Source organism: Serratia sp. CY37869, from assembly GCF_052168895.1.
In the GTDB taxonomy this organism is placed as follows: Bacteria; Pseudomonadota; Gammaproteobacteria; order Enterobacterales; family Enterobacteriaceae; genus Serratia; species Serratia ureilytica.
Genome location: NZ_JBJNLU010000003.1, coordinates 219,410 through 243,657 on the forward strand (window position 1 = coordinate 219,410; position 24,248 = coordinate 243,657).

A 24,248-nucleotide genomic window follows, 5' to 3' on the forward strand; every position below is an offset into this window, starting at 1 on the left:
TCCGTTTTTCCGCTTCGATCGCTGCCGCAAATCCGTTGAAAACCACCGCAGAAGGCACGCCAATACCCCGGTCAAGATCACAACAAATTGTTTACATACTGTGTTTTATCCTTTTACAGATGCCCCAATTGTGGCCCTCCTGTAATTTGTGCACACTCGAAAATGTTAATGAAGAGTGAATATTCCCGGTAGCGACCCACCGGGCGGTTTGCTCCTCGCGGTGTAACAAAACAAATGGTTTAAGCCAATAAGGCCCGGGCGCACCCTACGCTTTGCGCACCGGCCCACCACCGATAACAGGAGTTCACTCCCATGCAGAGCAATCCCAAAAAGGATGTCACGCTCATCGCCATCAGCCTGTGCAGCATTGCGCTGATCGCCCTTTGCCTGATGCTCTTTCCGGCTCAATCCGCGCTTATCGCCAACACCATTTTCAACGGCGTCACCCGGCTGTTCGGTTCAACCATTCAAATCCTGGTGCTGATCGCCCTGCTGGTGGTGCTGTATCTGGCGTTGAGCAAATACGGCAATATCCGCCTCGGCGAAGGCAAACCGCAATACTCCACGCTGGCCTGGCTGTTCATGTTCATCTGCGCCGGCCTGGGCTCGTCCACCCTGTACTGGGGGGTGATGGAATGGGCGTATTACTACCAGACGCCGGGGCTGAACATCGCGCCGCGCACCCCGAAGGCGCTGGAATACAGCATCAGCTACTCCTTCTTCCACTGGGGCCTGAGCGCCTGGGCGACCTACGCCCTCGCCTCGCTGATCATGGCCTATCACTTCCACGTGCGTAAGAACAAAGGGCTCAGCCTGTCGGGGATCATTTCCGCCATCACCGGCGTGCGCGCCAACGGCCCGGTCGGGCGGGCGGTGGATCTGATCTTCCTGGTCGCCACCGTCGGCGCCCTCACCATTTCACTGGTGCTGACCGCCTCCACCTTTACCCGCGGGCTGACGGCGCTGACCGGCATCCCGGACAACTTCGCGGTGCAGGCGACGGTGATCCTGCTGGCAGCGGTGATCTTCTGTCTCAGCTCTTACATCGGCATCGACGGCGGCATGCAGCGCCTGAGTAAAATGGTCGGCTGGGGCGCATTCGCTTTCGCCGGGCTGGTGCTGCTGGTCGGCCCGACCGAATTCACCATCAACAACACCATCAACGCCATCGGCCTGACGGCGCAAAACTTTCTGCAGATGAGCCTGTTCACCGATCCGATGGGCGACGGCAGCTTCAGCCGCAGCTGGACGGTGTTCTACTGGCTGTGGTGGATCTCCTATACTCCGGGCGTGGCGATGTTCGTCACCCGCGTCTCGCGCGGCCGCAAGATTAAAGAAGTGATCTGGGCGTTGCTGCTCGGCAGCACCCTCGGCTGCTGGTTCTTCTTCGGCTCGCTGGAAAGCTACGCCATGCACCAGTTCATCAGCGGGCAGCTCAACGTGCCGGAGATCCTCAGCACCCAGGGCGGCGAAACCGCCGTGCAGATGCTGCTGACGGCGCTGCCGCTCGGCAAGCTGTTCCTCGCCGCCTATCTGTTCATCATGATCATTTTCCTGGCCTCGCACATGGACGCCGTGGCCTACACCATGGCCGCCACCAGCACCCGCAACCTGCAGGAGGGGCAAGATCCCAGCCCGATGCTGCGCCTGTTCTGGTGCGTGGTGATCACCCTGATCCCGCTGTCGATCCTGTTTACCGGCGCCTCGCTGGACACCATGAAAACCACGGTGATCCTGACCGCACTGCCGTTCCTGCTGGTGCTGCTGGTGAAAACCTACGGTTTCGCCCGCTGGCTGAAGCAGGACTACGCGGCCATCCCGGCGCACCTGATCGAAAGCAGCCCGCCAACGCTGCCCGAAGCGCCGCCGGCCGGCGAACTCTCCGCTCCATCGTCGTATCAACCGCGCCCTATGGCGAAATGACAATAAGAAAAGAGGAAGGTTAACTTATGAGCACTCTGATCCCTGAATTTACCTTACCGAAAGATTTCTGCGCCGACGCACGCGAGGCCTACACCATACCGGCCCGGTTCTACACCCACCAGGCGGCGTTCGAGCACGAAAAAGAGCAGGTGTTCGCCACCAGTTGGATCTGCGTGGCGCACCGCAGCGAGCTTGCCCAACCGAACGACTACATCACCCGCGAGATCATCGGTGAAAACATTCTGGTGGTGCGCGGCCGCGATAACGTGCTGCGCGCCTTTTACAACGTCTGCCCGCACCGCGGCCACCAACTGCTGGCGGGCGACGGCCGGGCGAAAAACGTCATCACCTGCCCTTATCACGCCTGGGCGTTCAAGCTGGACGGCGAGCTGGCGCACGCGCGCAACTGTGAAAACGTGCAGAACTTCGATAAAGAAAACTCGCACCTGGTGCCGGTGCGGGTCGAAGAGTACGCCGGGTTTATTTACGTCAATCTGGACTCGCAGGCCGGCACGGTGGAAGACCAACTGCCGGGCCTCGGCGCCAAAGTGCGCGAAGCCTGCCCGCAGGTCGACGATCTCAAGCTGGCGGCGCGTTTCGTCACCCGCACCCCGGCCAACTGGAAGAACATCGTCGACAACTACCTCGAGTGCTACCACTGCGGCCCGGCGCATCCCGGTTTCGCCGACTCGGTGCAGGTCGATCGCTACTGGCACACCCTGCACGGCAACTGGACGCTGCAGTTCGGCTACGCCCGCCCTTCCGAGCAGTCGTTCAAGTTTGAAGAGGGCAAAGAATCCAGCTTCCACGGCATCTGGCTGTGGCCGTGCACCATGTTCAACATGCCGCCGCTGGAAGGCATGATGACGGTGATCTATGAGTTCCCGGTCGATGCGGAAACCACCCTGCAGCACTACGACATCTACTTCACCAACACCGATTTGAGCGACGAACAGCTCAAACTGATCGACTGGTACCGCGACGTGTTCCGCCCGGAAGATTTGCGGCTGGTGGAAAGCGTGCAAAAAGGCCTGAAGTCGCGCGGCTATCGCGGCCAGGGGCGCATCATGGCCGACGGCGCCGGCAGCGGCGTCAGCGAACACGGCATCGCCCACTTCCACAACCTGCTGGCGCAGGTTTATCAACCTTGATGCGACGGGGTCCGCGGGCCCCTTTCCCCTGACTTGTGAGGTTCTTGTGAAAATTTCCGATCGGGCGCTATTCCGCCAACAGGCATATATCAACGGCCAATGGCGCGACGCCGACAACCAGGAAACCCTGCCGGTGAGCGATCCCGCCACCGGCCAACTCATCGGCAGCGTGCCCAACATGGCGACGGCCGAAACCCAACGGGCGATCGACGCCGCCCAGCAGGCGCTGGAAGGCTGGCGCGCGCTGCCGGCGCAACAGCGCGCGCAGCTGCTGCGGCGCTGGTTTGAACTGATGCTGGAACACCAGCAGGATCTGGCCAACCTGATGACGCTGGAGCAAGGCAAACCGCTGGCGGAATCGCTGGGTGAGATCCGCTACGCCGCCTCCTTTATCGAATGGTTCGCCGAACAGGCCAAGCGCGCCAACGGCGACATCATTCCTTCGCCGAGCAGCGATAAACGCCTGATGGTGCTGAAACAGGGCATCGGCGTGTGCGCGGCGATCACGCCCTGGAACTTCCCGGCGGCGATGATCACCCGCAAGGCCGCGCCGGCGCTGGCGGCCGGCTGTACGCTGGTGGTCAAACCCGCCAACGAAACCCCTTATTCGGCGCTGGCGATGGCCGAGCTGGCCGAACGCGCCGGCATTCCCGCCGGGGTATTCAACGTGGTGACCGGCAATTCGCAGGCGATCGGCGCCGAGCTGACTCGCCACCCGCAGGTGCGCAAACTCAGCTTTACCGGCTCCACACCGGTGGGCAGGCTGCTGATGCGCCAGAGCGCGGACACCATCAAGAAAGTGTCGCTGGAGCTGGGCGGCAATGCGCCGTTCATCGTATTTGACGATGCGGACATCGATGCCGCGGTGGAAGGCGCGCTGATCGCCAAATACCGCAACGCCGGGCAGACCTGCGTCTGCGTCAACCGGTTCTACGTGCAGCGCGGCGTTTACCCGCAGTTCGCCGAGAAGTTTGTCGCCCGCGTGGCGGCACTGCAGGTCGGCAACGGCTTCGAAGCCGGCGTACAGATTGGCCCTCTGATCAATCGCAAGGCGCGCGATAAGGTGTTGGAGCTGCTCGATGACGCACTGAGCAAAGGCGCTCAGGTGCTGACCGGCGCCACGCCGCACGCGCTGGGCGGCAATTTCTTCACCCCGACGGTGCTGGGCGACGTGCAGCCCGGCTCGCTGCTGCTGGAAGAAGAGATCTTCGGCCCGGTCGCGCCGCTGGTGATATTCGATGACGAAGCCGAGGCGATCCGCCAGGCCAACGACACCATTTACGGCTTGGCCGCTTACTTCTACACCCGTGATGCGGCGCGCATCTGGCGCGTTTCGGAACGGCTGGAGTACGGCATGGTCGGCATCAATACCGGGCTTATATCCAACGAGGTGGCGCCGTTCGGCGGGGTGAAACAGTCGGGGCTGGGGCGTGAAGGCTCCGAATACGGCATCGAAGACTATCTGGAGCTCAAATACCTGTGCCAGGCGGTATAACTTTTTCATGCGCGGGGACGCCCGCGCTTTGGAGCCAATGAATGACCAGCTATCAGATGCTTGATGTCCGCGTCGTCGACATCGAAACCGTCACCGCACGGGTCAAGCGCTTTACCCTGGCGGATCCGCAAGGCCGGCCGCTGCCCGCCTTCAGCGGCGGCAGCCACATCATCGTGCAAATGCAGGACGGCGAGCAACGCTACAGCAATGCCTATTCGCTGCTCAGCTCACCGTTCGAGCTCGACCGTTACCAGATCGCCGTGCGCCGTGAGTCCCCTTCCAAAGGCGGTTCCGACTTCATGCACGATCGGCTGGCGATCGGCGATACGCTGACCATCAGCACCCCGAATAACCTGTTCGCGCTGGCGCCAGAGGCGCAGCATCACGTGCTGATCGCCGGCGGTATCGGCATCACGCCGTTTATGGCCCATCTGCACGAACTGCAGCGCAGCGGGCAACGCTACCATCTGCACTATTGCTTCCACAGCGAGGAACACAACGCCTTCCAGCAGCAGCTGACGCAAGCGCCGTTCACCGACAATGTCAGTTGCCATGTCTCCAGCCTTAACGGCCGGTTGGATCTGGCGCGCACGCTGGCCGACGTGGAGCCCGGTGCCCATATCTATGTCTGCGGCCCGGCGGCGCTGAACGAAGCGGTTTATCGGATCGCCGTCGAACTGGGCATCGACGCCGGTCGCTTGCACAGCGAAGCCTTCGCCGCCGAAGACACGGCGGGCGGCGCCTTTACGCTGGTGCTGGCTCGGTCGGGCATTGAGCTTGAAGTGGCGGAAGACATGACCATCCTGCAGGCGCTGGAAAACAGCAAGGCGGCCAAGGTCGAGTGCCTGTGCCGCGAAGGCATTTGCGGCACCTGCGAAACCCGCATCGTCGAAGGGGAAGCCGATCACCGCGATCAATATCTCAGCGAGGAAGAACGCGCGGCGCAGCAGACCCTGTTGATCTGCTGCTCGCGCGCCAAAGGCAGCCGGCTGGTGCTGGATTTGTAAAGGGAGCGCCCGCAACGGCGGGCGTCCTGGTTAAGCTTTCGGGAATATCCACAGATGCTCGGCCGGCAGGGAGAGCCGGCACAGCGCCCGATCGCGCGCCTCGTGGCCATAGGCGCGCACCACGAAATCTTCGGCCACGGTGCGGAACAGGTATTCCCAGCGATCGCCGAGATACATGCTGGTCAGCAACGGCAGCTCAAGCTGATTACCCTGCGGATCTTCACCCAACCGCACGCGCTCCACGCGGATCACCGCCGTGCCCTCCTGCCCGACCTGCACGCCTTCGCCCGCTTTGCCCCACAGCGCCCAATCCTTACCTTCGATGCGCGCCCGATCACCTTCCAGCGCCACGACCTTGCCCGGCAACCGGTTGTTGCTGCCCATGAACTCGGCGGTGAACAGCGTGGCGGGCGAACCGTACATCTCCTGCGGCGTGCCCTGCTGTTCGATTTTGCCGTTATTGAGCAGCAGGATGCGATCGGAAATGGCCATCGCCTCGTTCTGATCGTGAGTCACCATCAGCGCCGACAGACCGAGCTTGATGATCAGCTCGCGCAGAAATACCCGCGCTTCTTCGCGCAGCTTGGCGTCGAGGTTGGACAGCGGCTCATCCAGCAGGATCACCGGCGGGTTGTAGACCAGCGCACGGCCGATCGCCACGCGCTGCTGCTGGCCGCCGGAGAGCTGGTGCGGATGGCGCTTGGCCAAATGCCCCAGCCCGAGCTGATCCAGCACCGCCTGTACCCGTTGGGCGATTTCCGCCGAGGCGGTCTTACGCAGCTTCAGCGGATAAGCCACGTTCTCAAACACCGTTTTGTGCGGCCACAGGGCGTAGGACTGAAACACCAGCCCCAGGTTGCGCTCTTCGGCGGGAATTTCGCTGCGCGCGCTGCCGTTGTAAACCGCGCTGTCGCCGATGACGATCCGCCCCTGGCTCGGCTTCTCCAGCCCGGCCACCGCCCGCAGCAGCGTGGTTTTGCCGCTGCCCGACGGGCCCAGCAGCGAGACCACTTCGCCCCGTTTCAGATCCATCGACACCCCTTTCAGCACCGGGTTGTCGCCATAGGTCAAATGCAGGTTCTCTACCGAAAGTTCAATCATGTAATTTCACTCCAAAGCGCAAGGCGATCCCCAGCCCCAGCACCACCAGCAGGATATTGATGAACGACAGCGCGGCGACGATATCGATGGCGCCCGCGGCCCACAGGGAAACCAGCATCGAGCCGATGGTTTCCGTGCCCGGAGACAGCAGATAAACCCCGGTGGAATATTCGCGTTCAAAGATCAGGAACATCAGCAGCCAGGAGCCGATCAGGCCGTAGCGCGACAGCGGAATGGTAACGTGTCGGGTGATCTGGCCGCGGCTGGCGCCGGCGCTGCGCGCGGCTTCCTCCAGTTCCGGCCCCACCTGCAGCAGCGTGGAAGAGATCAGCCGCAGGCCATAGGCCATCCATACCACGGTGTAGGCCAGCCAGACGCTGAAGATGGTGCTGCGCAGCGAACGCAGCCAGACGATCACGTTCTCGCGCAGCCATTCGGCCATCGGCAGCACGGACAGCCAGCCTTCCTTGAGCGATTTATCCAGCCACATCGGCAGGAACAGGAACACCCACAGGAACGCCAAACCGGCCAGCAGCCCCGGCACCGCGCGCGGCACCAGCACGCTGTAGTCGAGGAAGCGCGTGGCGCCGTCCGGCTTGCGGTGCATCGCGATGCCGATAAACAGATAGCACGCGACCGCCAGCGCCCCGCCGATCACCCCGATCGCCATCGAGTTGACGATGGCGCGCAGCAGGTTGGGCTGCGCCCAGATGGTGCGGAAGGTGTTGATCGACAGTTCGTCCCAGACAGACACGCCCACGCCCCAGTTGGAGATAAAGGCGCGCAGCACCACGCCGATCAGCGGCACGCCGATGGTCACGGTCAGCCAGAACATCACCACCGCGCCGGCCACCCAGCGCCATTTGCCCAGCGGCAACGCGCGCGCCTGCGAGGCTTTGCCCTTGACGGTGACGAAACGGTTGGCGGTACGCATTAGCCTGCGCTGCAGCATCACCAACGGAATGGTGATGCAGATCAGCACCACCGCTACCGCCGCCATCAGGTGGTAAGACGGCGTGCCCAGCTTGTTGGTCAACTGATACAGGTAGGTCGCCAGCACCAGGTTGCCTTCCGGATCGCCCAACACCAGCATCAGGCCGAACACCTCCAGCCCGAGGAAGAACAGCAGCACCCCGGCGTACAAGATAGACGGCCGCACCATCGGCAGGCTGACGGCGGTCATCACCTGCAGCGGCGTAGCGCCGGCGGTGCGCGCCGCTTCTTCAACGTCGGAGCCCACGCTGCGCAGCGCCGAGGAGATGTACAGGTAGGCATGGGGCACGTGCGTCAACCCGGCGATAACCACGATGCTGGCCATCGAATAGATGTTCCACGGCACGAAGCCCAGCAGCGCCTCCGCCCACAGCGAGAAGAAGCCCACCGGCCCCGCCGCCACCACGTAACCGAAGCCCAGTACCATCGGCGACACGAAGATCGGCACCAAAATCAGCGGTTCGATGATCCGCCGCCCCGGCAGATCGGTGCGCACCATCAGGAAGGCCAAAATGCCGCCGAGCGGGATAGCGATGATCACCAGGCCGAATGCCAGAATAAAGCCGCTTCTCAGCGCCTTGTAGAAATCCGGATCGGTAAAGATGAACTCGAAGGCCTCCAGGCTGAAGACCTTGGAGGGAGAGAAAAACGGAGCCGAGAGGAAGCTTTGAATGATGATAAACGACAGGGGGACATAGATAACCAGCGCGGTTATCAACACCACCAGGCCGCGCGGCAGGCTCTGCCACTTTCTGCGCCATGCTTGCATAAATGCTCCCTATGGTTGTAAACGACGACCAAAGGGCGCGCGCCTGTACGTCAGGCGCGCGTCCGAATGCAGTCCCTGTTATTTCGCCGCGGCGGCGCGCCATTGTTTGATGTAGTCGAGACGCTTGGCCGGCTGCAGATACTCCAGCAGGCTGTCGTCGACCGGGATCGGCTTGAGCGCGTTGCCCAGCAGCTTGGTCATGCCGTCGATGTCGTTCTTGCCTTCGACATCGTTGCGGATCGAAGGGATATCAGCCTGATTGGCGAGAATATTTTGCCCTTTCTCCGACAGCACGTAGTCGAACCACAGCTTGGCGGCGTTAGGGTGACCGGCTTCTTTGCTGATGAAGCTCACGCGCGACAGCACCAGGGTATAGTCTTTCGGATAGACGATGCCGAGCGACGGATCGCTCTTGGCGCGGGCCTCGGCGTACGAACCGAGGATGTTGAAGCCGATCAGGTTTTCACCGGAAGAAACGCGTTCCATCATGGTGCCGGTTGAGGATTGCACCGCCAGCCCGCCCTTGGCCACGTCGGCCAGCGTTTTGAAGTAGTTGGGATCGGCCTTGAAGTCCTGCACCGACAGCATGAAGCCGACGCCGGATTTTTCGATGTCGTAAGTGGTGACTTTCTTCTTGAATTTGTCCGTCTGGCTGGCGATCAGCTTGGCCAACGCCGCGTGCGAATCCGGCACATCGCCCTGCGGGATCAAGCGTTTGTTATAGATGAACACCACCGGCTCATAGGTGGTGCCATACACTTTATCTTGCCATACCGCTCATTTTGGCAGCTGAGCCCGCTCCGGAGAGGCATACTCCTGCGCGTAATCGCCCGCCAGTTTCAAAATGGTGTCCATCGACGAACTCCACACCAGGTCGCCGCTGGTGCCGCCGGCCGCCTGCTCGCTGATGAAGCGGTTATACAGTTCGGTGCTGTTCATGTCGTTGTATTCGACCTTGATGCCCGGATACAACGCCTCAAACCCCTGGATCAGCGGCGCCGCCGCCTTGGTGTCGGTGGTCGAGTAAATCACCACCTTGCCTTCTTTCTTCGCGCCGTCGACCAGTTTCTGATAGTCGGCGGGGTAGCCCGCCGGGAAGGCCGCATAGGCGGAAACGGAGCCCAGTAAGGTGATTGCAGCCACGGTAGCGCTGATTTTTTTCATCATCATCATCCATCCCCAGATCACATTTAATAAACCAAAAATTAACATACAGTTAATAATTGCGACGAGGCAACGGCGTTGCTTGTTATCTTTCGGTTTTGTGAGGTTGGACGTTTTTCAGTCAATACCCACGCCCGGCGGCGCGGGCTTTGCGGTCATCCGTGTCGCAAACTATTCTGCCAGGCGTGAGCGCTGCAGCAGGCGAATTCGCTGTACGATGGCGCCCCGGCAACGTCAGAACAAAGCCGGCATTCGACCCGCGATATGCCGATCTTTTTCCCCCGTAAACCGGTCGAAGACGGCCACGTCTCTTTCAAGCCGCACATCGAAATTCCGCTGTCGATAGACAGGGTGGCGCGCTAGCGCGCTGCCGGGTCGGCCGCCATGATCCCTCTGTGTGGCCGGTTCACGCCAGGATAAACAGCGCTGGATTAATCAGGTTTTTGTCGCCGAATTATTATATCCTGCCGGACGAAAATTTTTGCGGGCGTACGCAGCCCCACGCGCCTCCTTCTGCAGCGCTTCATTTCGCAGCCAGGCCGTTTATTTCATGAATACAGGCAGTGCCATACCGTTATGACCAAGAGTTTATCCCCGAAAGACATTATCGCCCTGGGCTTTATGACCTTCGCCCTGTTTGTCGGCGCCGGCAACATCATTTTCCCCCCGCTGGTGGGGCTGCAGTCCGGTGAACATCTGTGGCCGGCCGCACTCGGGTTTATGGTGACCGCCGTCGCCCTGCCGGTGATCGCCGTGATCGCGCTGGCGCGCGTCGGCGGCAGCATCAGCCTGCTGACCGGCCCCATCGGCCGCACCGCCGGCCTGCTGTTGGCGACCGTCTGCTATCTGGCGCTCGGCCCGCTGTTCGCCACCCCGCGAACCGCCAATGTTTCTTTCGCCCTCGGCATCGCGCCCTTCACCGGCAACGGCGCCCTGCCGCAGTTCATCTACAGCCTGCTGTTCTTTACCCTGGCGATGGTTGTGTCGCTGTATCCCGGCCGCTTGCTCGATAACGTCGGCCATATTCTGGCGCCGCTGAAAATTCTGGCGCTGGCCGCGCTCGGCATCGCCGCCCTGGTGTGGCCCGCCGGTGCGCCGGTCTCCGCCGTCGGCAGCTATCAGGCCGCGGCGTTTTCCACCGGCTTCGTGCAGGGTTATCAAACCATGGACACGCTGTCGGCGCTGATGTTCGGCTCGATTATCGTCACCGCCGCCCGCTCACGCGGCGTCAGCGACAGCGGCCTGCTGCTGCGCTACACCCTGTGGGCCAGCCTGATCGCCGGCGTCGGCCTGACGCTGGTCTATATCTGCATGTTCAAGCTCGGCGCCGGCAGCGGCAGCCTGATCGGCAGCGGTGCTCAGGATGGCGCAGCGATCCTGCACGCCTATGTGCAGCACACCTTCGGCGATCTGGGCAGCGTCTTTATGGCGGTGCTGATGTTCATCGCTTGCCTGGTGACGGCGGTCGGCATGACCTGCGCCTGCGCGGACTTCTTCTCCCGCTACCTGCCGCTCTCTTATCGCGCGCTGGTGGTCATCCTCGCCCTCTTCGCCATGCTGGTTTCCAACATGGGGCTGGCCAATCTGATCCGCGTCTCACTGCCTGTACTGACGGCGATCTACCCGCCTTGCATCGCGCTGGTGTTGCTCAGCTTCAGCCAGAACCGCTGGCGCAGCGCCAGACGCGTCTTCGCGCCGGTGATCGCTACCAGCCTGGTGTTCGGCCTGGCCGATGGCCTGAAGGCTTCAAGCTTCAGCGGCCTGCTGCCCGCCTGGTTCGATAAGCTGCCGCTGGCCGAGCAGGGTCTGGTCTGGCTGCAGCCTACGCTGTTGGTGCTGTTGCTGGCGGCGGCTTACGACCGGTTGCGCAGCGCCGAAAGCGTCAAGGCCGCGTCGTAATCGCGATTTCCGCCCATAAAAAAAGCCGGTCATGATGACCGGCTTTTTTATCGGCTTGCACCCGGCGGCTTACTTCAGCAGCGCCTGCGCCTTGGCCACCACGTTGTCCACGGTGAAGCCGAACTCGGCGAACAGCTGCTCCGCCGGCGCCGACTCACCGAAGGTGGTCATGCCCACGATAGCGCCGTTCAGGCCCACGTACTTGTACCAGTAGTCCGCGATACCCGCTTCCACCGCCACGCGCGCCGTTACCGCCGCCGGCAGCACCGACTCGCGGTACGCCGCATCCTGCTTGTCGAACGCGTCGGTCGACGGCATCGACACCACGCGCACCTTGCGGCCCGCCGCGGTCAGTTTGTCCGCCGCCTCCACCGTGATACCCACTTCGGAGCCGGTGGCAATCAGGATGACGTCCGGCGTGCCCGCGCAGTCTTTCAGCACGTAGCCGCCGCGGTACACGTTCGCCAGCTGCTCTGCGGTGCGCGGCTGCTGGGTCAGGTTCTGGCGCGAGAACACCAGGGTGGTCGGGCCGTCGTTGCGTTCGATGCCGTACTGCCACGCCACCGCCGATTCCACCTGGTCACACGGGCGCCAGGTGCTCATGTTCGGGGTCACGCGCAGGCTCGCCAGCTGCTCCACCGGCTGGTGGGTCGGGCCGTCTTCGCCCAGACCGATGGAGTCGTGGGTGTAGACGAACACGTTGCGCAGCTTCATCAGCGCCGCCATGCGCACCGCGTTGCGGGCGTATTCCACGAACATCAGGAAGGTCGCCGAGTACGGCAGGAAGCCGCCGTGCAGCGCGATGCCGTTGGTGATGGCGGTCATGCCGAACTCGCGCACGCCGTAATGAATGTAGTTGCCCGCCGGGTCAACGTTCAGCGCTTTCGAGCCGGACCACATCGTCAGGTTGCTCGGCGCCAGGTCGGCGGAGCCGCCCAGGAACTCCGGCAGCACCTTGCCGAACGCTTCCAGCGCGTTCTGCGACGCCTTGCGGCTGGCGATGTTGGCCGGGTTGGCCTGCAGTTTTTCCACGAACGCTTTGGCGTCGGCTTTCCAGTCAGCCGGCAGCTCGCCGTTCATGCGGCGCTTGAACTCGGCAGCCTGCTCCGGGAAAGCTTTGGCGTAGGCGGCGAACTTGTCGTTCCAGGCCGCTTCTTTAGCCTGACCGGCTTCTTTGGCGTCCCACTGGGCGTAGATGTCCTGCGGGATTTCAAAGGCGGCGTATTTCCAGCCCAGCGCTTCGCGGGTGGCGGCCACTTCGGCGGCGCCCAGCGCAGCGCCGTGCACGTCGTGGGTGCCGGCCTTGTTCGGCGAACCGAAGCCGATAACGGTCTTGCACATCAGCAGCGACGGCTTGTCGGTCACCTTGCGGGCTGCTTCAATCGCGGCCTTGATGGCGTCCGGGTTGTGGCCGTCGACGTTGCGCACCACGTGCCAGCCGTAGGCTTCGAAACGCAGGGCGGTGTCGTCGGTGAACCAGCCGTCGACGTGGCCGTCGATGGAGATGCCGTTGTCATCGTAGAAGGCGGTCAGCTTGCCGAGCTTGAGGGTGCCGGCCAGGGAGCAGACTTCGTGCGAGATGCCTTCCATCATGCAGCCGTCGCCCATGAAGGCGTAGGTGTGGTGGTCGACGATGTCGTGGCCCGGGCGGTTGAACTGCGCCGCCAGGGTGCGTTCGGCGATGGCGAAGCCGACGGCGTTGGCGATGCCCTGGCCCAGCGGACCGGTGGTGGTTTCAACGCCCGGGGTGTAGCCGTACTCCGGGTGGCCTGGGGTTTTGGAGTGCAGCTGACGGAAGTTTTCCAGCTCGCGCATCGGCAGGTCGTAGCCGGTGAGGTGCAGGAGGCTGTAAATCAACATGGAGCCGTGGCCGTTGGAGAGCACGAAACGGTCGCGGTCAGCCCAGTGCGGGTTAGTCGGGTTGTGGTTGAGGTAGTCACGCCACAGGACTTCGGCGATGTCCGCCATGCCCATAGGGGCCCCCGGGTGGCCGGAATTTGCTTTTTGTACGGCGTCCATGCTGAGTGCGCGGATGGCGTTGGCAAGCTCTTTACGAGAGGACATGTTTTACTCCAGGTCGGATAAAAAAAGCAGTCAAGTTCCCTATTTTCTCAGACTCCACATCACAACGGCAATCCCTAATGCCAAATGAGAGCGAGTTCACCACTTATTAGCACGATTGGACGCTTTTTCGGAATAACACTATTCTCGCCCCGTCTGGCGTACACTAGGCTCTTGCGGCAAGATAGCCTCAAAGCAAAATGACTCTTTTACCTTGTTACCTTCACAGGAAGATGGCGTTATGAAGATCCGTACCTCTTTGATTGCGTTGGGCATTGCCACCTTGGCAACCGGCTGTCAAAACCTGAATACCGAAACCCTGATGCAGTCCGGCGCGCAGGCGTTCCAGGCGGCGACCCTGAGCAACAACGACGTTAAGGCCCTGAGTGATAAATCCTGCGCCGAGATGGACAGCAAGGCACAAATCGCGCCGGCCGACAGCACCTATGCCAAGCGTCTCAACAAAATCGCTGCGGCGCTGGGCGACAACATCAACGGCACCCCGGCCAACTACAAGGTCTACGTGACCAAAGACGTCAACGCCTGGGCGATGGCCAACGGCTGTATCCGCGTTTACAGCGGCCTGATGGACATCATGAACGACAACGAAGTGGAAGGCGTGCTGGGCCACGAAATGGGCCACGTGGCGCTGGGCCACACCCGTAAAGCGATGCAGGTGGCTTACGGCACCGTGGCGCTGCGCACCGCGGCGTCCTCCGCCGGCGGCGTTATCGGCTCGCTGTCGCAGTCGCAGCTGGCGGACATCGGCGAGAAGCTGGTCAGCGCCCAGTTCTCGCAGAAGCAGGAAAGCGAAGCGGATGATTACTCGTTCGATCTGCTGAAAAAGCGCGGCATCGATCCGAACGGCCTGGCCACCAGCTTCGAAAAACTGGCCCAAATGGAAGCCGGCCGTCAGAGCAGCATGTTCGACGATCACCCGTCTTCCCAAGCGCGCGCGCAGCACATTCGCGATCGCATCGCGGCAGAGAAGTAACAACGAGAACGCCCGGCAACCGCCGGGCGTTTTTTATCGTATCAATACAGGGTTTTCTGCGGCGGCCCGGCGAAGGTCAGCGGCCCGACCTGCTTCATGTCCACCTCAACCACCGACGGCCCCGGGTAGTTGATCGCTTCGGCCAGCACGCCGTTGAACTGCGCCGCCGCCTCGACCTTCCAGGCTTTCAGCCCCATCGCTTCGGCTATTTGAGTAAAGGCCGGCGTATGCAGCTCGTTGTAATACTGGCGCCCGGCGAAATACTTGTCCTGAATGCCGCGCATCACGCCATAGCCGCCGTCGTTCATGATCAGCAGGGTGATGTTCACCTGTTCCTGCGCCATGGTCGCCAGTTCCCCCAGGCCCAGCGCCAAACCGCCATCGCCCACCAGCCCCACCACCTTGCGCTGCGGGTTGGCGATCGCGGTGCCGATCGCCATCGGCAGCCCCATGCCGATAGCACCGGCCAGCGAGTGAATGTTGCACAGCGGCGAGATCGCGCGGAACAAACGGCTGCCCCAGACGCTGCCGGATACGGTGATATCGCGCACCAGCAATCCGTCCTGCGGCAGCGCGGCGTCGATGGCGTCGTTGAGTTTGGCGTATTCACCGGACTGCTGACGCAACGCGCTCTCCGCCTGCTGCACCGCCCCCGCGATCTCGACATCCCACTCGGCGTTGACCTTCTCGCCGGGGCTCAGCCGCGCCGCCAGCGCGGCCAGCAGCGCCGCACAGTCGCCATTGATCTGCTCATCGGCCAGGTAGTTGCGGTTGGCCGCCGCCGGATCGATATCAATCTGCACCAGCGGGCGCGGCAGCGGCAGCGTCCAGGTGCGGGTCTCATTACTGCGCAGCCGTGAACCGGCCACCAGCGTCAGGTCGCACTGCGTCAGGATAGCCTCGATGCTCGGCGAGTTGTGGAACGCCCGCAGGCTGCGCGGATGGCTGTCCGGCAGAATGCCACGCCCGTGGGTGCTGGAGATCACCGCCACGCCGGCGTCCGCCAGCTTGCGCACCGCATCGCCGCAGGCCAACGCGCCGCCGCCCAGCCACAGCAACGGGCGCTTGGCCTGTTTCAGCCGCTGATGCAGCCGCTCCACCGCCGCATCGTCCGCCTTCGGCAGCGGCGCCGGCGCCAACGCTTCGGTCAGCACCGAGCGGGAAACCAGGCTGCTTTGGATATCGATCGGGATCTCGACCGCCACCGGGCCGCAGGGCACGGTTTGCGCATCCAGGATCGCTCGCTGGATCACCGCCACCGCCTGTTCCGGCGAATTGACCCGGTAGGCGCGCTTGGAGCAGGCGCGCAGAAAACCGAGCTGATCCCGGGTTTCATGAATAAACCCGGCGTCGGCGTCCAGATAGGCTTTTTCTACCTGGCCGGTGATATGCAACAGCGGCGTGTTGGCGTTAAGCGCTTCAATCATCGCCCCCACCGCGTTGCCCGCGCCGGCGCCGGTGCTGGTCAACGCCACGCCCAGGCCGGAGAAGCGCCCATGCGCATCGGCCATGGTGACCGCGCCCGCTTCGCCGCGCGCCGGCACGAAACGAATTTTATCGCGCTGCCCCACCGCATCGGCGATCGGCAGATTATGAATCGAAATGATGCCGTACATCGCCGACACCGCGTACTGTTCCAGAGTCCGGGCTATCGCCTCGCCAACCGTGATTTTATCGCTCATCATCTGCCTTCTTAGGGTAGTCGTTATTAGGGTTATGCGTAGAGGTGTCGGCCTAGTCGCTCCAGCGGTTCACCTGATGGCTCAGCGCCAGATACACGCTTTTCTGCTGCATGTAGGCCTTGATGCCGTTCAGGCCCTTTTCGCGGCCCAGCCCGCTTTCCTTGAAACCGCCGAACGGCGTGGAAATCGAGAACGTTTTGTAGGTGTTGACCCAGACGGTGCCGGTTTCCAGCCGCTCCGCCAGCGCCATCGCCCGTGGGAAATCGCGGCTCCAGATGCCGGCCGCCAGGCCGTACACCGAGTCGTTGGCCTGTTCGATCAGCTGTCGCTCGTCGTCGAACGGCAGCGCCACCAGCACCGGCCCGAAGATCTCCTCCTGGCAGACGCGGGCGTCGTTGTTTAAACCTTCAATAATGGTCGGCAGGTAATAGCTGCCGCTCGCCAGTTGCGGATCGGCCGGCGCTTCACCGCCGATGACCACCCGGCCGCCCTCCTGCCGCGCCAGCGCCACGTAGTCCGCCACGCTTTGCCGGTGTTTGGCGCTGATCAGCGGGCCGAGATGCACGCCCGGCACCAGCGGGTTGCCGATGCGCAGCCCCGCCGTCAGTTCGGTCAAGCGCGCCAGCAGCGGCTGATACAGCGAACGATGCACGAACAACCGCGAGCCGGCGATGCAGGCCTGCCCGGCGGAGCTGAAAATGCCGTAGCAGATGCCGCGCGCCGCCTGCTCCAGATCGGCGTCCTCCAGCACGATGGTCGGCGATTTGCCCCCCAATTCCAGCGAGGTGGGGATCAGCTTGTCGGCGGCGATGTGCGCCAAATGGCGCCCGGTGCTGGTCCCGCCGGTAAAGGCGATCTTTTTCACCAGCGGATGGCGCGCCAACGCCTCGCCGATCACCGAACCTTTGCCCGGCAGCACGCTGAGCAGCCCGGCAGGAAGCCCCGCCTGTTCGAACAGCTCGGCCAGCTTTAGCGCCATCAGCGGCGTGGCTTCGGCCGGTTTGAGCACCACCGCGTTGCCCGCCGCCAGCGCCGGCGCCACCTTCTGCATTTCGCTGGCGATCGGTGAGTTCCACGGCGTGATGGCGGCGATCACCCCCATCGGTTGATACTGACTGAGCGTCATCACTTCGGCGCTGCGCGGGGTCGGCAGCTCGCCCTCCAGCACCTCGCAAGCGGCGGCGAAGTAACGCGCGGTCGCTGCCGCGCTGGCCACCAGGCCGCGGGTTTCCGCCAGCGGTTTGCCGTTGTCGCGCGTCTGCAGCTCGGCCAGCTGTTCCTGCTGCGCCAGAATCAGGTTGCTGACGCGGTAGAGAATTGAGGCGCGTTGGTGCGGCACCAGCCCACGCCATTCCGGCGCGCGCCAGGCCTTTTCCGCCGCCTCAACCGCCTCGTTGACATCCTCGACGTTAGCGGCGCGCAGCCGCGCGTTGACGCTGCCGTCGGCCGGGAATACCGAAGCCATCTCTTCGCCGCGCCCTTCACGCCAGCGCCCGGCGACAAAAATATTCAATCGTTCCATGCTCCGCTCCTGCCGTTCAGGCAATAAAACCGCCGTCCACCAGACGGCGGCAGGCTTGTACCGCGCTCAGCGCCGCCAGGGTTGATGTTTTGGGATTGCTCGCCAGCGGGGTGCCGCTCAGCTCGATGTGAAACTCGCCAAAGTCGCCGCACACCTGCAGGCGATGGGTATTGCGTCGGGTGGCGGGATCGACCTGCAGGCGCACCCGAGTGGCATCCATCCCCAGGCCGTTGAGAGCAATGGTGGCCGCCACGTTGGCGTTGGCCGGGAATAAACGCGCCGCTTCACGCGCCGACCCTTCAAAAAATACCTGCGCTTCGCTCACCGCATCGAGATCTATCAACTGTTCCGCCGGGCTGCCGCGCCAGCTGGCCGGACTTTTGCTGGCCTGATAGGTCACGCTCTCCAGCCCGCCTTCGCGCGCCGACGCCAGCCCGTCCATGCCCGCCACCGCGCCGGACAGCACGATCAGTTGCCCGTGATGGCTGCGGCAGGCCTGCTGCAACCGCTGTTGCAATGCGGCGTCCGCCAGCGCGCCGGTCGAGATCAGCGCCAGCGGCCAGCCGCGCTGCAGCACCGCTTCGCCAAACTCCGCCACCGCCTGCTGGCTGGCGCACTCCAGCACCAGATCCGGCCGCTGCGAACACTGCTCCGGATGGGTCAGTGCCTGCACGCGCCCAGCAAAAGCCTCATCGATCGCCGCATGATGAGCTGCGCGCGCCAGGATCCAGCCGACCTCCACGCCTTCAGGCAAACGGGCGATCACTTCCTTCGCCATCGCGCCATAGCCAATCATCATGATCTTCTTCATCTTTTTCGGCCCCTGTTACACATGGCGGTTAAAGCCGCCGGAAACGTCCAGCGCCGCGCCGGTGGTAAAGGAAGCCAGCGGCGAAGCGAGGAACAGCAGCGCCTGCGCCGGTTCCTGCGGCTTGCCGAGGCGCTTCATCGGGATGCCGCGGCGTTCGGCGATCGCCGCCGTCCACTGCTCCCAGCTTTGATCTTTATCGCTGCGATCGTCGAAACGGCGGCGCCATTGGCCCGACTCCACCATCCCCAGCAAGATCGAGTTAACCCGAATGCCTTTGCCCACCAGCTCTTTCGACAGCGTCAACGTCATATTGAGCAGCGCGGCGCGCGCCGCCGAGGTGGCGATCATGTGTTCTTCCGGCTGCAGCGCCAGCAGCGAGTTCACGCAGGTGATAGACGCGATATCCGATCGTTCCAGCGCCGGTAAAAACGCCTGCACCGGGTTGATCACGCCGAACAGCTTCAGCTCTGCCTCATGCAGCCAGGCTTCGCGCGGCGTCTGGTCAAAGTGGGCGACGAAGCCCTGACCGGCGTTGTTGATCAGCAGATCCACGCCGCCGAAACGCGCCGTCACCTGAGCGGCGAACTGCGCCACCTGCTGCGCATCCAGCACGTCGCAGCGCAGCGCCAGGATCTCCGCCTGCGGGAAGTCCGCGCGCAGGCTGGCCTCCGCGCCGGCCAGTTTGTCCGGATCGCGGCCGCAGAACGCCACCTTCGCCCCTTCGGCCAGCAGCAGTTTCAGGGTTTCGAAACCGATGCCCGATGAGCCGCCGGTCACCACCGCCACCCGATCCTCAAGCTGAAAATTCATCGTTGGATTGCTCCCGTAAAATCCCGCAGATAGCGGTTGAAACACGCCGGCGCATCGAGGTAGCTGGCGTGACCGGCGGCGGCAATCAGGCGCAGCGTCGCGTCTTGCTCACGCGCCAGCTCGGCCGCCTTCTCCGGCGGCGTAATGCGATCCTGTTCACCGCACCACACTTCCAGCGGGCCGCGATAGCGCGCCAGATAGCGGCCAATATCATCGTTGGCCAGCATCCAGGCGGCACTCAGAAAACCGTCGGGATCGAGCTGCTGCATGCCGTTACGCACCCAGGCGATATCCTGCGGATCCGCACCTTCGCGCAGCAAGGCCGCCGCCCGCTGCTCGCCGTAGCCCACCGGCCCCAGCGTCTCCATCATCTGTTGGCGCTGGCCGTACACCTGTCGGCGTTTTTCCTCCGGCGCCGCGGCATAGCCCTGCGCCGGATCCGCCAACACCAACCCACATAGCCCGTCCGGATAGCCGGCGGCGTAGGCGCTGCCGATCAGCGCTCCCAGCGAATGGCCGACGATCAGCGGCTGCGCCAGCTGCAGTTCATCAATCAGCGCCGCCAACGCCGCCGCATAACCGGCGGCGTCAGCCTGCGGATCCGCCAACGGCAGGCTGCCGCCGTAGCCCGGCGCGTCCCACGCCAACAGACGATGACCGTCCGTCAGGCCGCTGTCGTTAAACTGCTTGATCCACGAGGCGGATCCGGAACTGATGCCATGCAGCAACACCACCGGCCGCCCCTGCCCGGCCTCGCGCCAGCTCAGGGTATACGCCCCGCAGCGCGCCCGTTGGCGTTGCGACAGGCCGCTCATCAGTTACGCTTCACTTTAGACAGCGGGTGGTCCGCCGGATAAGTCGGGATCTCCGGTTTGGCGGTGCCGAGCATCACGCACATCAGCGCCTCTTCCTCGCCGTGGTTGAACAGGCCGCGATACACGCCCGCCGGCACCGAGATCAAATCGCGCTCTTTCAGCCTGGTTTCGTAATACTCTTCGCCATCCTGGATCATCAGCGTGATGCTGCCTTTCAGCATGAAGAACACTTCTTCCACGTCGTCGTGCAGGTGCAACGGGCCCTCGCACTTCGACGGCAACACCATGGTGGAGAAGGTGAAATTGCCCGCCGGAATGGTGTTGGCGTCGCTGGCCACGCCGGTGGCGCCGGTGCCGATGTAGCGCATCTGCGCGCGGCGGTATTTCGGGTCGAAATCGGCCTGGAATTTCAGCGCGTTCCAGTCGTATTTGCGGCCTTCGAAACGGGCGATGCGCGACTCCACCCAGTTTTCCATCGACAGATCCTGCGGCTTGACGCCGGCTTTGTTCTCAACCTGAGACATGTTGTCACTCCTCTGTTGAAAAGATTGATTAATCAGTACTTTCTCAGCAACGGCAGCAGAATGAGGCAGCCGACGAACGCCATCACCACCAGGAACAGCAGGCCGTTATCCATATTGCCGGTGGCGGCGATCAACGCCCCCATCAGCACCGGCGCCAGCGCGCCGGCAAAATTGCCCAGTCCATTGAAAATGCCGCCGGCGGTGGCGCTGACCTTGCTGCTGGTCGCCTTCGCCAACAGCGCGAAAATATTCGGCGCGCCGGCGCCCCACATAAAGGTGCTGAAAGCCATGGCGGCGATCACGCTGTAAGTGCCCTGCAGGTGCAGCACCACCGCCAGGCCAAGGCCGGCGCCGCACAGCGACAGGAAGCAGGCCAGCGCACGCCGATCCAGCTTGTCCGACAGCCAGGCGCCCAGCACTTCACCGAGCAGCATGGCGATGAACGGCAGCGAAGAGAGGTAACCGGCATGTTCCAGATGAATGCCTTTGCCCTTGATCAGATAGCTCGGCAACCAGCCGTTCATGCCCCACAGGTAGGTCAGGAAGGCGATATTGAACAGGCAAATCATCCAGAAATGCGGGCTGCGCAACAGCTCGCGGCGATGCTGTTGGCGTTCGGACACCGCCGGCTTGGCCGACGCCGCCGGACGCGACACGTTCAGGTGGCGCATGCCGAACAGCACCAGCAACATCACCGGCAGTGTCAGAAACGCCATAAAGAAGAAGGTGGCCTGCCAGTCGAAGGTATTGAGGATGTACAGGGTAACCGGGAAGCCGAGCGCGGCCCCGAGCGGCGTGCCGAGCAGCCACAGCATGGTGGCGCGCGCCTGCAGCTGCGGCGGGAAGGCCTGACGAATAATGGCGTAGGCCATCGGCAGCAGCGGCCCTTCGGCGATGCCGAGCAGAATGCGCAGCGTCATCATGGCGTGATAGGAGCGCACCAGCCCCATCAACACCATCAGCACGCCCCACACCACCATCATGCCAATCAATACTTTGACCGGATTAAGCCGATCGCCGATGCCGCTGAGCAGCATCGAGGAGATGCCGTAGGAGAACAGAAACGCGCTCATCAGCAACCCCAGCCGCGCCGGGTCAAAACCGATGCCCAGCGCCTGCTGAAACTCGGCGTCGGAAAACAGCGCCGCGATGCTGATTTTGTCGAAAAACGCCAGCAGCACGCAGGCGAACAGCGCGATCGGTACCGACCAGCGCACCCGCTGCTGCGGATTTTCGGCAACGGTTTCCCCCGCCCGTCCAGCGCGGGCGTCAATGTCTTGCGTAGTCATAAAACGCTCCCGAGGTTCGGGCGTTATTTCAACGCCATCAAAGAAAACTCCGCATCCGCCAGCTGCTGCGGATCCAGCACCCGGCCGCTCGCCAGCCAACGCTTGCCGAGTTTGATGGTGCGCGCGTCGTTGAACGCCACCATCTGCACCAGTTGCCGATCGGCGTTCAGCGTGAAGAACACCTGCGACTGCGGCGTGCGGCGCACCACATGGTGCACGCCGCCGCTCGGCACGCCGAGGATCTGGATATTGACGTCGTATTGATCCGACCAAAGCCAGGCCACGTCGTCATACGGAGCGGCGAAGGCGTCGAGCATCGCGCAGGCGGTGCTGATGGCCTGATTTTGCGCGTAGGCCCAGGACTGCAGGCACAGGCCGAGCGTCGGGTGGCGCGCCACATCGCCGGCGGCGAAGATCGCCGGATGGCTGGTGCGCCCCTGGCCGTCGACCACGATGCCGGACTCGATAGCCAGCCCGGCGCTGCGCGCCAGTTCGAGATTCAGCTCGACGCCGATCCCCACCACCACCAGATCGAAGGCCTGCGGATCGCTGACTTCGCTGCCGATCCAGGCGACGCCGTCGCGATCTTCCAGCGAGATCTCGCCGCAGCCGCACAACACCGTCACGCCCTGCCGGCGATGCAGTTCGAGCAACGCCTGTGAGACATCGGCGCCGACGCTGCGCATGCACAGCGCAGGCTGGCGCTCAAACACCGTCACCTCAACGCCGAGACGGCGCGCAGAAGCGGCGATCTCCAGCCCGATCCAACCGCCGCCGACGATCGCCAGGCGACGGCAACTCTGCAGGCCCTGCCGCAACCGGGCCGCATCATCCCAGGAACGCAGCGTCATCACGCGCGGGTGCTGCGCCCAGGCGGCGCCCGGCAAACGCGGCCGCCCGCCGGTGGCGATCAGCAACTGCTCGAACTGCAGCCGTCGCCCGTCGCTGAGCGTGACGATTTGCTGTTCGGCGTCGATAGACTCGGCGCGCAGCGGGCGACGCCAGTCGATGTTCAGCTCCGCCACCGCCTGTTCGCTGAACAGCCGGCTCAGGGGAGCCGCGGCATCCAGCAGCGCCGCTTTCGACAGCGGCGGCCGCTCGTAAAAATCGTAGGGTTCGTCGCTTATCACCGTCAGCCGGCCGCTGTAACCCCGGTCACGCAGCGTCTTGGCCGCCCAACCGCCGGCCTGGCCGCCGCCGACGATGACAATGCCCGCCTGTTCCGGCCGGTTCATAACGCCTCCGCCTTTTTATGCTGGCGGCGCGTATCGTGATCGATGCCGCCTTCTACCGCCCATTCGGTGAAGGAGACCAGCGAATGTTCCAGCTCGCGCGGCTGCCAGTTTTCCGTCAGATAATCGTCGTTGGTGTAGTACTCGAACGCGCCGCCGGTCGGGCTGTTGACGTACCAGAAATACGCCGAGGAAATCGGGTGGCGGCCAGGGCCGATGAAGGTGCTCCACTGCTCTTTGTTCATGGCGATGCCGCCGCCGATCACTTCATGGATATCGCGCACGGTGAACGCCACATGGTTCAGGCCGCGTGGGCGGTTAGGCAGCTTCAGCAGGAACAGATTATGGTGGCCGCCGCGCGCCTGGGTGCGCAGGAAGACGGCGCGATCGATATAGCGATCGGAAACCTGGAAATCCAACAGCTCGCGGTAGAAACGCTCGGTCGCCGCCAGATCGTCAACGAAGAACACCACGTGGCCGATATTGATCGGCTGCGCCTGCGAGTAGACCGGGCTGGGTTGATCGATGCGGCGCACGTCGCCCCATTGGTTGATCGGCGTGACCGGCACTTCGACCGCCTGCTGGCGGCTGACGACGAAGCGCAGCGTCATGCCGTTGGGATCGCGGCATTCCAGCTCTTCCCCCACCTGACGAAAGCCGGGCATCAACGCCAAACGCGGCTGCAGACGCGCCAGATCCGCGGGCGATGCCACGCCCCAGGTCATGCGGCGCAGGGTGGAACCGCCTTCAAACGCCGCAGGCAGCGCCGCGCTTTGCAACGGGTGCAGAACGACCCGCGCCCCGCTCAGGGTAGTGAATTCGCGCTGCGGTTCGCCCCAATGTTGCGTGGCGGGCTGCAGGCCAAAGTCATGCATGAATTTTTCGCAGGTTGGCAGATCTTCGACGCCAAACTCCAGTTTTTCGATTCCGATTACGCTCATTGCTCAGCCTCACGTTCTCGCTGTATACGGTTTTCAGGCATGACTGAACCCCGGCCCCTGTTTGC

General features: G+C 63.2%; 18 protein-coding genes and 1 pseudogene. 6 read left to right on the forward strand and 13 right to left on the reverse strand.

Translation table 11 applies throughout. The features are described from left to right. The first annotated feature begins 312 nt into the window (after nucleotides 1–312). From ACJ8J1_RS16625 to ACJ8J1_RS16640, 4 genes are read left to right on the forward strand one after another with little or no spacing between them, the layout of a single operon-like run. Nucleotides 313–1,923 carry a BCCT family transporter gene (locus ACJ8J1_RS16625; protein WP_033644733.1) on the forward strand — a complete coding sequence of 537 codons (1,611 nt, stop codon included), beginning with the start codon at nucleotides 313–315 and terminating at the stop codon, nucleotides 1,921–1,923. A gap of 26 nt (nucleotides 1,924–1,949) precedes the next feature. Beyond that, complete coding sequence (locus ACJ8J1_RS16630; protein ID WP_033644732.1) at nucleotides 1,950–3,074, forward strand: aromatic ring-hydroxylating oxygenase subunit alpha; 1,125 nt, start codon at nucleotides 1,950–1,952, stop codon at nucleotides 3,072–3,074. Nucleotides 3,075–3,120: 46 nt separating this feature from the next. Then, nucleotides 3,121–4,569, forward strand: coding sequence for an NAD-dependent succinate-semialdehyde dehydrogenase (locus ACJ8J1_RS16635; RefSeq protein WP_033644731.1), 1,449 nt, complete (start codon nucleotides 3,121–3,123; stop codon nucleotides 4,567–4,569). Between the two features lie 41 nt (nucleotides 4,570–4,610). After that, complete coding sequence (locus ACJ8J1_RS16640; protein ID WP_033644729.1) at nucleotides 4,611–5,576, forward strand: PDR/VanB family oxidoreductase; 966 nt, start codon at nucleotides 4,611–4,613, stop codon at nucleotides 5,574–5,576. 30 nt (nucleotides 5,577–5,606) lie between these two features. Here ACJ8J1_RS16640 and ACJ8J1_RS16645 read toward each other — a convergent pair whose 3' ends face one another. The 3 genes and pseudogenes from ACJ8J1_RS16645 to ACJ8J1_RS16655 form a co-directional block, all read right to left on the reverse strand. Beyond that, a complete protein-coding gene (locus tag ACJ8J1_RS16645) occupies nucleotides 5,607–6,677 on the reverse strand; it encodes an ABC transporter ATP-binding protein (RefSeq protein WP_033644728.1) in 1,071 nt (356 codons plus the stop codon). Beyond that, nucleotides 6,670–8,439, reverse strand: coding sequence for an ABC transporter permease (locus tag ACJ8J1_RS16650; protein ID WP_033644727.1), 1,770 nt, complete (start codon nucleotides 8,437–8,439; stop codon nucleotides 6,670–6,672). Before ACJ8J1_RS16650 ends, ACJ8J1_RS16645 begins: the two co-directional genes overlap by 8 nt. Before the next feature lie 78 nt (nucleotides 8,440–8,517). Beyond that, nucleotides 8,518–9,606 (reverse strand): annotated as a pseudogene (locus ACJ8J1_RS16655) (ABC transporter substrate-binding protein). Nucleotides 9,607–10,179: 573 nt separating this feature from the next. Here ACJ8J1_RS16655 and brnQ point away from each other — a divergent pair. After that, the gene (gene brnQ / locus ACJ8J1_RS16660; protein WP_033644726.1) at nucleotides 10,180–11,502 is read left to right on the forward strand and encodes a branched-chain amino acid transport system II carrier protein; all 1,323 of its coding nucleotides are present in this window, start codon (nucleotides 10,180–10,182) and stop codon (nucleotides 11,500–11,502) included. A gap of 69 nt (nucleotides 11,503–11,571) precedes the next feature. On the opposite strand, the gene tkt is transcribed toward brnQ, so the two are convergent. Beyond that, on the reverse strand, nucleotides 11,572–13,566 hold the full coding sequence (gene tkt / locus ACJ8J1_RS16665; protein WP_046687602.1) for a transketolase: 1,995 nt from the start codon (nucleotides 13,564–13,566) through the stop codon (nucleotides 11,572–11,574). Between the two features lie 238 nt (nucleotides 13,567–13,804). On the opposite strand from tkt, the gene ACJ8J1_RS16670 reads away from it, so the two are divergent. Next, the gene (locus ACJ8J1_RS16670; protein ID WP_004937650.1) at nucleotides 13,805–14,557 is read left to right on the forward strand and encodes a M48 family metallopeptidase; all 753 of its coding nucleotides are present in this window, start codon (nucleotides 13,805–13,807) and stop codon (nucleotides 14,555–14,557) included. Between the two features lie 41 nt (nucleotides 14,558–14,598). On the opposite strand, the gene ACJ8J1_RS16675 is transcribed toward ACJ8J1_RS16670, so the two are convergent. Genes ACJ8J1_RS16675 through ACJ8J1_RS16715 form a run of 9 tightly spaced genes read right to left on the reverse strand, consistent with a single transcriptional unit; the run spans nucleotide 14,599 to nucleotide 24,183 of the window. Next, nucleotides 14,599–16,239, reverse strand: a complete 1,641-nt coding sequence (locus ACJ8J1_RS16675; RefSeq protein WP_033644932.1) for a thiamine pyrophosphate-binding protein — start codon at nucleotides 16,237–16,239, stop codon at nucleotides 14,599–14,601. A gap of 52 nt (nucleotides 16,240–16,291) precedes the next feature. After that, entirely contained in the window at nucleotides 16,292–17,761 is a 1,470-nt protein-coding gene (locus tag ACJ8J1_RS16680) for an aldehyde dehydrogenase (protein ID WP_033644724.1), read from the reverse strand. A gap of 16 nt (nucleotides 17,762–17,777) precedes the next feature. Further along, nucleotides 17,778–18,572: an aspartate dehydrogenase gene (locus tag ACJ8J1_RS16685; protein ID WP_033644723.1), complete on the reverse strand. Its 795-nt coding sequence runs from the start codon at nucleotides 18,570–18,572 to the stop codon at nucleotides 17,778–17,780. A gap of 15 nt (nucleotides 18,573–18,587) precedes the next feature. Next, entirely contained in the window at nucleotides 18,588–19,382 is a 795-nt protein-coding gene (locus tag ACJ8J1_RS16690) for an SDR family oxidoreductase (protein ID WP_033644722.1), read from the reverse strand. After that, nucleotides 19,379–20,197 carry an alpha/beta fold hydrolase gene (locus ACJ8J1_RS16695; RefSeq protein ID WP_033644720.1) on the reverse strand — a complete coding sequence of 273 codons (819 nt, stop codon included), beginning with the start codon at nucleotides 20,195–20,197 and terminating at the stop codon, nucleotides 19,379–19,381. Before ACJ8J1_RS16695 ends, ACJ8J1_RS16690 begins: the two co-directional genes overlap by 4 nt. Then, nucleotides 20,197–20,721, reverse strand: coding sequence for a cupin domain-containing protein (locus ACJ8J1_RS16700; protein WP_004937634.1), 525 nt, complete (start codon nucleotides 20,719–20,721; stop codon nucleotides 20,197–20,199). The genes ACJ8J1_RS16695 and ACJ8J1_RS16700 overlap by 1 nt, the downstream gene beginning before the upstream one ends. 32 nt (nucleotides 20,722–20,753) lie before the next feature. After that, nucleotides 20,754–22,010 (reverse strand): MFS transporter, encoded by a 1,257-nt coding sequence (locus tag ACJ8J1_RS16705; RefSeq protein WP_033644719.1) that lies wholly within the window; start codon nucleotides 22,008–22,010, stop codon nucleotides 20,754–20,756. Nucleotides 22,011–22,033: 23 nt separating this feature from the next. After that, the gene (locus ACJ8J1_RS16710; RefSeq protein WP_033644718.1) at nucleotides 22,034–23,245 is read right to left on the reverse strand and encodes an NAD(P)/FAD-dependent oxidoreductase; all 1,212 of its coding nucleotides are present in this window, start codon (nucleotides 23,243–23,245) and stop codon (nucleotides 22,034–22,036) included. Continuing rightward, nucleotides 23,242–24,183, reverse strand: coding sequence for a VOC family protein (locus ACJ8J1_RS16715; protein WP_033644717.1), 942 nt, complete (start codon nucleotides 24,181–24,183; stop codon nucleotides 23,242–23,244). The genes ACJ8J1_RS16710 and ACJ8J1_RS16715 overlap by 4 nt, the downstream gene beginning before the upstream one ends. Nucleotides 24,184–24,248: the final 65 nt, after the last annotated feature.

What these genes read in the sequence shown, in the direction of transcription:
- ACJ8J1_RS16625 (WP_033644733.1), top strand. Translation starts at nt 313, where the DNA reads ATGCAGAGCAATCCCAAAAAGGATGTCACGCTCATCGCCATCAGCCTG.
- ACJ8J1_RS16630 (WP_033644732.1), top strand. Translation starts at nt 1,950, where the DNA reads ATGAGCACTCTGATCCCTGAATTTACCTTACCGAAAGATTTCTGCGCC.
- ACJ8J1_RS16640 (WP_033644729.1), top strand. Translation starts at nt 4,611, where the DNA reads ATGACCAGCTATCAGATGCTTGATGTCCGCGTCGTCGACATCGAAACC.
- ACJ8J1_RS16645 (WP_033644728.1), bottom strand. Translation starts at nt 6,677, where the DNA reads ATGATTGAACTTTCGGTAGAGAACCTGCATTTGACCTATGGCGACAAC.
- ACJ8J1_RS16650 (WP_033644727.1), bottom strand. Translation starts at nt 8,439, where the DNA reads ATGCAAGCATGGCGCAGAAAGTGGCAGAGCCTGCCGCGCGGCCTGGTG.
- brnQ (WP_033644726.1), top strand. Translation starts at nt 10,180, where the DNA reads ATGACCAAGAGTTTATCCCCGAAAGACATTATCGCCCTGGGCTTTATG.
- tkt (WP_046687602.1), bottom strand. Translation starts at nt 13,566, where the DNA reads ATGTCCTCTCGTAAAGAGCTTGCCAACGCCATCCGCGCACTCAGCATG.
- ACJ8J1_RS16670 (WP_004937650.1), top strand. Translation starts at nt 13,805, where the DNA reads ATGAAGATCCGTACCTCTTTGATTGCGTTGGGCATTGCCACCTTGGCA.
- ACJ8J1_RS16675 (WP_033644932.1), bottom strand. Translation starts at nt 16,239, where the DNA reads ATGAGCGATAAAATCACGGTTGGCGAGGCGATAGCCCGGACTCTGGAA.
- ACJ8J1_RS16680 (WP_033644724.1), bottom strand. Translation starts at nt 17,761, where the DNA reads ATGGAACGATTGAATATTTTTGTCGCCGGGCGCTGGCGTGAAGGGCGC.
- ACJ8J1_RS16685 (WP_033644723.1), bottom strand. Translation starts at nt 18,572, where the DNA reads ATGAAGAAGATCATGATGATTGGCTATGGCGCGATGGCGAAGGAAGTG.
- ACJ8J1_RS16690 (WP_033644722.1), bottom strand. Translation starts at nt 19,382, where the DNA reads ATGAATTTTCAGCTTGAGGATCGGGTGGCGGTGGTGACCGGCGGCTCA.
- ACJ8J1_RS16695 (WP_033644720.1), bottom strand. Translation starts at nt 20,197, where the DNA reads ATGAGCGGCCTGTCGCAACGCCAACGGGCGCGCTGCGGGGCGTATACC.
- ACJ8J1_RS16700 (WP_004937634.1), bottom strand. Translation starts at nt 20,721, where the DNA reads ATGTCTCAGGTTGAGAACAAAGCCGGCGTCAAGCCGCAGGATCTGTCG.
- ACJ8J1_RS16705 (WP_033644719.1), bottom strand. Translation starts at nt 22,010, where the DNA reads ATGACTACGCAAGACATTGACGCCCGCGCTGGACGGGCGGGGGAAACC.
- ACJ8J1_RS16710 (WP_033644718.1), bottom strand. Translation starts at nt 23,245, where the DNA reads ATGAACCGGCCGGAACAGGCGGGCATTGTCATCGTCGGCGGCGGCCAG.
- ACJ8J1_RS16715 (WP_033644717.1), bottom strand. Translation starts at nt 24,183, where the DNA reads ATGAGCGTAATCGGAATCGAAAAACTGGAGTTTGGCGTCGAAGATCTG.